A 7,826-nucleotide genomic window follows, 5' to 3' on the forward strand; every position below is an offset into this window, starting at 1 on the left:
CATCCGCCTGCTGCCCGCGGCCTGAGCGCTTGGACAGCGTCGCCTTAATTCCGCGCTCGATCAGCTCCAGATAAGCCCCGTCTCGCGGAGCGGCGAACGTCATCGCCTTGCCGGTCTGACCCGCTCGCCCGGTGCGGCCGATGCGGTGAATATAACTTTCCGCGTCATGCGGGATATCGTAGTTGATGACATGGGTAATGCCTTCCACATCCAGCCCGCGCGCAGCCACATCGGTGGCGACGAGCAGCTGAATTTTGGCGTCGCGGAACCGCTTCATCACCTGTTCGCGTTTGGCCTGCGTCAAATCCCCGTGCAGCTCATCGCAGGAATACCCTCGCTCGGCAAGCTCGGTGCGCAGCTTGCTGGCCCGCAGCTTCGTCCGGCAAAAAACCATCGCGAGATACGGATTTTCTTCGTCAATAATTTTACATAACGCCTCGAACTTCCCGCGGTCTGTCGTTTGAATAACGACTTGTTCGATCTCATCCAGCGTCACGCGTTTCGCTTTCACTTCGATTTCAACAGGCGGCCGCATATATTCCTTGGCTAATTGCCGGATACGCGGAGGCATAGTGGCCGAGAATAATAGCGTTTGTCTCCTGGATGGGGTAACGGAGATAATTTCCTCCACTTCCGACAAGAAGCCCATATGCAGCATTTGGTCGGCTTCATCCAGCACCAGCATCGACAGCTTATGCAGTTTAACGGTGCCGCGGCGGATATGATCGAGCAAGCGGCCGGGCGTTGCAATTATAATATGTACGCTGCCCTCGAGCTTATGTATTTGTCTTTCCACGTCTTGTCCGCCGTAAGCCGATAGCACGCTCAGCTCTTTAAAGGACGCCCAACGCTTGACTTCATCCGTTATTTGAATCGCCAGCTCTCGGGTCGGCGTTACGATCAGCGCCTGCACGTTCGGGCTTTCGGGACGTACCGTTTCCAGCATCGGCAGGACGAAAGCGAGCGTTTTACCTGTTCCGGTTTGCGCCTGCGCAATCAGGTCGGCGCCTGAGAGAACGGCGGGGATGGCTTCCTTCTGGATAGGGGTGGGCTCAGCATACCCGAATTTGTGCAAAGCTTCGGCGAGGTTGTCCTCGATACCAAGAGCGGCGAATTCATTTTTCTTCATTATAATATCTCCTATAGAACCGATTTGAATGCGCCCGATAGCGGCCGGTACGGCAGCTGCGGACCATTTCTGAAATAATTACTTCTTATTAATAAAGCATTCTACAGCAATCCTGTACAAAAAGAAACTGCACACGCCGCGCATCGGCCATGTGCAGTCCGCTCGACGCGGCTAATATTCCCGTCCGTTGCCTTCCGCTTGATTCGGTATGGTCGGGGCCGTTCCGAAGGTAAGCTCCATCAGCTGGATGAATTGCGGTCGGTAGGGCTCCAGCGAACGCCCTTGCCAGCTCTCTTGAGCGATGCGGTTAAATTCATTGACAACCGTACGATTGGCGGAGATATACACGTCCGTCACACTAGGCTGCAGCGAACGAATCTTTTCAGCGATTTTTTGCTTGAACAGATGGGAGAGATGCTCGTGATGCATTTCCGTTTCGGCGCCGCTTCCCGTAATCAGCTGGTTCGGATCCGCATAGTCGTTCTCTGGGGTATAAGGATTATATAACCCTTTCACGATACCGTAATTATTGGTTTCGGTTCCTCTCACATCGCCGCCTCGCGTTCCGGTAGCTGTCATATCAATCGTTATGGCCGTATAAGCGGTGTTATCGCCCATCATGACGATTGCGCTGCTGACGCCGTCCATGGCGGCTACCTGATCGGACAGGTGCTGGTTCATCTCCAGCTTGGACACTTGATGCGTGACGGGAGCGTATTGCTGCTGGGTCTGATAAGCGCGGGACGTGTCCTGTCTCGGCATATCCCTTTTACTTCCATAGTTATTGGCGCTGTTGTAGTCGTACCAACTGAAGCAGCCGGTAACAATAAGGCAAAGCATCATTATGGCGGCCACGGATATCGATCGAAGAGTACGCAAACGAAAGCCCTCCTTCATGAATAGGAATCAGCGCATTGCAAACGATAGAATGCAGATTGTGTTCTGCTGGACGCGACTGCTGCTCCTTGACATTAGAATGGGTCTCCGAATGTGTTTTGATTCGCCTGTACGGGAGTCCAAAACATGCATAAACCGGCCGCTTTATGGAAATAACCTAATAGAACCGTATGTGAGGGTCTGCGCCATTCGAGAGGTCGGCAAAAACACATTTTACAAAGAAGCCGAAAGCCTCGAAAAGCTTGATAAACCTAGACTTCCGAACGTTTTGTGAACTTTCCCAGATTCATTGACAAAAAACAGGGACGAATTTATAGTTATAATGGTAATTAGGTTCATTGACAAGATATGACCTATTTTGTTCGAAAAATACTTGCTTCATAAGGTGGGATTGATAAGATGATTCGATGGCAAAATCTGTGGCGTTTCATCCCTCTCTTCGGGTTGATGATGCTGCTGCTAACGGGGTGTGGGGACGATACGATTTCCGCCTTGAAGCCAAGGGGTCCGGTGGCCAGAGATCAGATGTTCCTGATGGAACTCAGCTTCGGGATCATGATTGCGGTCGTCGTTGTCGTGTTTGCGATTTATTTGTATGTCTTGGTTCGTTTTAGAAAGAAAAAAGGCGAGAAAGACATCATTCCGAAACAAGTGGAAGGCAGCCATACGCTGGAGATCATTTGGACGGTTATTCCGATTATCCTGCTCCTGGTTCTGGCGGTGCCGACGGTTCAATACACCTTCAAGGTGTTGGAGGACCACCGTGAAAACAAGGATGCGCTTACGGTCAAAGTAACGGCTCATGCTTTCTGGTGGCAGTTTGAATATCCGTCGCTGGGCATTTCCACGGCACAGGATCTGGTTATTCCAACGGGTAAGAAAATCGCTTTCGAACTAACTGCTTCCGATGTGAAACACTCCTTCTGGGTTCCTTCGCTCGGCGGTAAGATGGACACGAACCCGGGCTTGACGAACGTTTATTACTTGGAAGCCGACGATGCGGATACATTCTTGGGTAAATGTGCGGAGCTTTGCGGTGCGTCCCACTCCTTGATGGATTTCAAAGTCAAGTCGATGGAACCGGCTCAGTTCGATCAATGGGTTGCGAAGATGAAAGCGCCGGCGGCAATTCCTGCAGACGCCAAAGCCGGAGAGCAGATCTTTAAAGACAACTGCTTGTCCTGTCACGCGGTCAACGCGCAAGGGCTCGGCGCAGGACCGAACTTGAACGGTTTCGCTTCACGCGAGAAAATAGCCGGCATTATGCCGCATAACGAAGAGAGCTTGAAGCAATGGATCGCAGATCCCCAATCGGTGAAGCCGGGTGCGAAGATGCCTGCGTTTTCCGAAGGCGCGCCGAATGTAGCTAAAGCGCTTAAGGATCAAGAGATCAACGACTTGGTTAAATATTTGAATTCGCTGAAGTTGCCTCAGTAAACGAGCATCAGGGAAAAAGGAGGTTAAATACGTGGCTCACGCACACAAGGTAAAACGGCACACCGGTCTGATGGACTGGCTGACGACGGTTGACCATAAAAAGATCGGTGTTCTGTATATGATCGCCGGCGGAATTTTCTTCTTACTGGGCGGAATCGAAGCGATTTTGATTCGTATTCAGTTGCTTTATCCGGATCAAAAGATTTTTATCGGCGATACGTTCAACCAATTAACAACCATGCATGGTACGACCATGATTTTCTTGGCGGCGATGCCGGTCATCTTCGCCTTTATGAATGCCATCGTTCCTTTGCAGATTGGGGCCCGGGACGTTGCGTTCCCGTTCGTAAACGCACTTGGTTTGTGGCTTTTCGTCTTCGGGGGCTTATTGCTCAATACGTCTTGGTTTTTGGGCGGCGCACCTGCCGCCGGCTGGACGGCTTACCCGCCGCTCTCCGGTATTGTAGATGCTACGGGGGCATTCAAGGGCGTTGACTTCTACGTGCTCGGTCTTCAGATTGCCGGTATCGGTACGCTGATCGGGGGGATCAACTTCCTGGTTACGATCATTAATATGCGTGCCCCGGGCATGACCTATATGAGAATGCCGATGTTCACTTGGGCATCGTTCATTACATCGTTGCTGATTTTGTTCGCTTTCCCTGCCATTACGGTCGGTCTTGTAGAATTGATGTTCGACCGGATTTTTGGCGGTGCTTTCTTTGATGTTGCGAAGGGCGGTAATCCGATTCTCTGGGAGCACATCTTCTGGATCTTCGGTCACCCTGAGGTTTATATCTTGATTTTGCCGGCTTTCGGTATTATTTCCGAGATCGTAGCTACATTCTCGCGTAAGCGTTTGTTCGGATACAGCTCCATGGTATTCGCAACGGCTTTGATCGGATTCCTGGGCTTCATGGTTTGGGCGCATCACATGTTTACAACGGGTATTGGCCCTGTCGGGGATGCCATATTCGGGGTTGCGACGATGGCGATCGCGATTCCGACCGGCGTCAAAATCTTTAACTGGCTGTTTACGCTGTGGGGCGGTCAAATTCGCTTTACAACAGCTAACATGTTCGCCACTTCGTTTATTCCGACGTTCACCATGGGTGGCGTAACGGGCGTTATGCTCGCCGTACCGGCGGCTGACTTCCAGTACCACGACACGTATTTCGTCGTTGCGCATTTCCACTACGTTATCGTAGGGGGCTTGGTTTTGGGCTTGTTCGCGGCTTCGTACTACTGGTGGCCGAAGATGTTTGGCCGCTTGTTGAACGAAACGCTGGGCAAAATCCACTTCTGGACATTTTTCATCGGCTTCCATATGACGTTCTTCCCGCAGCATTTCCTCGGCTTGATGGGGATGCCGCGCCGGGTGTTTACATTCCAGCCGGGCGTTGGCTTGGAACAAGGTAACTTTATCAGTACGATTGGCGCTTTCTTGATGGGTATCGGTATGATCGTGTTCCTGATCAATATCGCGGCTACTGCCAGAAAACCGATGAATGCAGGGTCAGACCCTTGGGATGCTCGTACGCTCGAGTGGACGATTCCGTCCCCGGCACCGGAATACAACTTCAAACAAACGCCTCTCGTACGCGGTTACGATGCGTTCTGGAAAGAGAAAATGGCGGGCAACAAAGAGATGACGCCGGCCGAGCCGCTGGGCTCGATTCATATGCCGTCGCCTTCGATTCTGCCTTTCCTGATGTCGCTCGGCTTGTTTATCGCCGGTTATGGCTTTATGTACCACATTTATATTGTAAGTATTCTCGGTATCGGGTTTACGCTCATATGTATGTTCTTCCGTTCCGTCTATGACGATCACGGCTTCCATATCGAGCCCGAAGAGTTAAACGATAAGGGGGTTAAGGCATGAGTGCAGCACATCATGAAGTAGGCGGTGCCCTGCCACCTCACGCGGAAACAGCAACCTTGGAAGGTAAGAATAAAGTTTTGGGCTTTTGGTTGTTCCTTGGCGGCGAATGCGTACTGTTCGGTACGTTGTTCGCTTCCTTCATCGCCCTCCGGAATCAAGTGCCGGACGGTCCGACGGCTCAGCATTTGTTCACGATGGATCTTGTTGCGATTTCAACGTTCATCCTGCTGACGAGCTCGTTGACCAGCGTATTTGCCACGATGGCGCTTCACCGCAATCAGTTCAAGAAGCTGCAAGCGTGGATGGCAGTAACCGTATTGCTCGGTCTGGCGTTCTTGGGTCTTGAAATTTACGAGTTTGTTCACTACGTGCACGAAGGCCACACGTTCTCGAAGAGCGCCTTCGCTACTTCGTTCTATACGTTGGTAGGGTTTCATGGAGCGCACGTTGCCTTCGGTGTGCTTTGGATTACCTTGTTGATTATTTCCGGGTTCAAAAAAGGTTTAACCGTGGTTACGGCGCCTAAGTATTACGTAGCCGGTTTGTACTGGCACTTTATCGACGTCGTTTGGGTATTCATCTTCACGGTCGTATACCTCCTCGGAAAGGTGGGTCCATAAGATGAGTAATCAGCACCAATCATCTTCGGCTGGAGATCATCGTCACCGTTTGGAAGGACCTCGAAACCATTACATTTCGTACATTGTTTCGATCGTGTTGACCATGCTGGCTTTCGCCGTAGTTCTGTACGGCGGTTTGGATCGCACGTTTATTATCTTCTTCCTTGTTGGTTTGGCCGTTGTCCAGGTCATTTTCCAGCTTGCTTATTGGATGCACATGAAGGATCGGGGCCACTTTTTCCCGATCATCGGGTTAGCATTCGGAACGTTTGTTGCACTTACAGCTGTTGCGGCCGGTGTTTACTGGCTCTGGTGGTAAGATAGAAGAGAGGCGGCTTGTCATTATTGAAAGCCCCTCTTTTTTAAAATACTTTGGGAAAAAATTCACGAATCAGACACAGACTCGAATTTGGGGCTACGCCCGAAAGGAGTTAACCGATATGGATTCCACTGTTTCCCATTCAGGACATGGAGCAGCGGGAACGTTTGCCGAGTTGTGGAGCCCAGGCCTGCTCCTGCTGCTGCTTGTTGTCGGTGTGTTGTATACGTTATGCGTTAACGCTTGGCGGCATCGGTTTGCGGACAGCGAACCCGTACCCCTCAAGCTGCAGCTGTACGGTTGGCTTGGTTTAATCCTATGGTATGCCGCGGAAGGAAGCCCGCTGGCCTATTACGGGCATCACTATTTTTTCAGTGTGCACATGTTTCAGCAGTCCATCTTGTATTTAATTATGCCGCCGCTCCTGCTGCTCGGCTTGCCGGGATGGCTTATGCGCTCCGCGATCCAAGGGGAAACGGCTAAGCGTGTCGTGTATATAATGACCAATCCCGTGCTTGCGTTGTTTTTGTTCAACTTTATTTTTTCGGTTTATCATATCCCGGTCGTGATGGATTGGTTGATGACTCATCCTACGATTCTCACGCTCTATAAGGCGGTCTTCTTGCTGTCGGCGTTTATGCTCTGGTTTCCTGTGTTTTGCCCGATGCCCGAGTACAGCCGGATGTCCGAGCTGAAGAGAATGGCGTACATTTTCATCAATGGGGTGCTGCTAACGCCCGCTTGTGCGCTCATTATTTTCGCCAAAGACCCGATGTACGCGATGTATTCGGCTGTGCCCGAGTATCATCTGCTGCTCCCGATGCTCGACGATCAGCAGTTGGGCGGAGTCATCATGAAAATCGTCCAGGAAATCGTTTACGGCATGGCACTCGGCTACACGTTCTACCGTTGGTACCGAAGGGAACGTAAACGCGAGGATGAGGAAGAGTTTGCGGACGATGATTATTATCCGGCGTCAGGGAATGTGAACCGAGCCTAAGCTATATCGAATAGATTGAGTTGCGAATGGTGGTGGACTAGTTTATGAAGCTTTCCGTTTTGCTGCCTACGATCAGTACGAGCTTTATCGTCATAAGCGCGATATTCGTTGCATTCGGATGGTATCATATTGTTAAGGGCAACCGGGATACGCATAAGAAGCTGATGTTGTGGGGCGCGGGCTTCGCGCTTGCCTTCTTTCTGATTTATGCGAGCCGCACGATTTTTGTCGGCAACACAAGCTTCGGCGGTCCGGAAGAGCTGAAGCTGGCGTATCATTTATTTTTGTTCTTCCATATAGCGCTGGCTACCGCTGCGGGCGTTTTCGGTATCGTAACGCTGCTGCATGCGTTTAATGAGCGTTTTGCCAAACATAAGAAAATCGGGCGCTGGACAGCCGTTATGTGGCTGTTGACTGCACCGACGGGCGTCGCGGTGTACACGCTGCTGTATGTGTTGTATCCGGGCGGCGAAACGAAACCGATGATCGATGCAATCTTCGGGCTATAAGCAGAAAGAAAGAAGACCTTCCTCAAGGGCAAT

At 51.2% G+C, this 7,826-nt stretch carries 8 protein-coding genes; 6 read left to right on the forward strand and 2 right to left on the reverse strand.

Going from position 1 to position 7,826, the window contains the following annotated elements:
- Both FKP33_RS26190 and FKP33_RS26195 read right to left on the reverse strand, forming a co-directional pair.
- A partial coding sequence (locus FKP33_RS26190; RefSeq protein ID WP_141336761.1) for a DEAD/DEAH box helicase occupies nt 1-1,129 on the reverse strand: 1,129 nt, incomplete at its 3' end.
- A gap of 171 nt (nt 1,130-1,300) precedes the next feature.
- Nucleotides 1,301-2,008 (reverse strand): YhcN/YlaJ family sporulation lipoprotein, encoded by a 708-nt coding sequence (locus FKP33_RS26195; RefSeq protein ID WP_230876097.1) that lies wholly within the window; start codon nt 2,006-2,008, stop codon nt 1,301-1,303.
- A gap of 417 nt (nt 2,009-2,425) precedes the next feature.
- Between FKP33_RS26195 and coxB the strand changes: the two genes are divergently transcribed.
- The 6 genes from coxB to FKP33_RS26225 all read left to right on the forward strand — a co-directional run bounded on the left by coxB (nt 2,426) and on the right by FKP33_RS26225 (nt 7,793).
- Nucleotides 2,426-3,463, forward strand: coding sequence for a cytochrome c oxidase subunit II (coxB, locus tag FKP33_RS26200; protein ID WP_127608985.1), 1,038 nt, complete (start codon nt 2,426-2,428; stop codon nt 3,461-3,463).
- 70 nt (nt 3,464-3,533) lie between these two features.
- Nucleotides 3,534-5,345 carry a cytochrome c oxidase subunit I gene (gene ctaD, locus FKP33_RS26205; RefSeq protein WP_155614721.1) on the forward strand — a complete coding sequence of 604 codons (1,812 nt, stop codon included), beginning with the start codon at nt 3,534-3,536 and terminating at the stop codon, nt 5,343-5,345.
- Nucleotides 5,342-5,965 carry a cytochrome (ubi)quinol oxidase subunit III gene (locus FKP33_RS26210; protein ID WP_127608987.1) on the forward strand — a complete coding sequence of 208 codons (624 nt, stop codon included), beginning with the start codon at nt 5,342-5,344 and terminating at the stop codon, nt 5,963-5,965. Before ctaD ends, FKP33_RS26210 begins: the two co-directional genes overlap by 4 nt.
- Before the next feature lies 1 nt (nt 5,966).
- Nucleotides 5,967-6,284 carry a cytochrome C oxidase subunit IV family protein gene (locus FKP33_RS26215; protein WP_127608988.1) on the forward strand — a complete coding sequence of 106 codons (318 nt, stop codon included), beginning with the start codon at nt 5,967-5,969 and terminating at the stop codon, nt 6,282-6,284.
- 121 nt (nt 6,285-6,405) lie between these two features.
- Nucleotides 6,406-7,284, forward strand: coding sequence for a cytochrome c oxidase assembly protein (locus tag FKP33_RS26220; RefSeq protein ID WP_127608989.1), 879 nt, complete (start codon nt 6,406-6,408; stop codon nt 7,282-7,284).
- A gap of 44 nt (nt 7,285-7,328) precedes the next feature.
- A complete protein-coding gene (locus FKP33_RS26225) occupies nt 7,329-7,793 on the forward strand; it encodes a DUF420 domain-containing protein (RefSeq protein WP_127608990.1) in 465 nt (154 codons plus the stop codon).
- The last annotated feature ends 33 nt before the right edge of the window (nt 7,794-7,826 follow it).

Source organism: Paenibacillus sp. tmac-D7 (assembly GCF_006519665.1).
Lineage (GTDB): Bacteria > Bacillota > Bacilli > Paenibacillales > NBRC-103111 > Paenibacillus_G > Paenibacillus_G validus.

Bases quoted from the DNA above. Each gene is read 5' to 3' on its own strand.
- FKP33_RS26220 (WP_127608989.1), top strand. From the start codon at position 6,406: ATGGATTCCACTGTTTCCCATTCAGGACATGGAGCAGCGGGAACGTTT.
- FKP33_RS26210 (WP_127608987.1), top strand. From the start codon at position 5,342: ATGAGTGCAGCACATCATGAAGTAGGCGGTGCCCTGCCACCTCACGCG.
- coxB (WP_127608985.1), top strand. From the start codon at position 2,426: ATGATTCGATGGCAAAATCTGTGGCGTTTCATCCCTCTCTTCGGGTTG.
- ctaD (WP_155614721.1), top strand. From the start codon at position 3,534: ATGGACTGGCTGACGACGGTTGACCATAAAAAGATCGGTGTTCTGTAT.
- FKP33_RS26215 (WP_127608988.1), top strand. From the start codon at position 5,967: ATGAGTAATCAGCACCAATCATCTTCGGCTGGAGATCATCGTCACCGT.
- FKP33_RS26225 (WP_127608990.1), top strand. From the start codon at position 7,329: ATGAAGCTTTCCGTTTTGCTGCCTACGATCAGTACGAGCTTTATCGTC.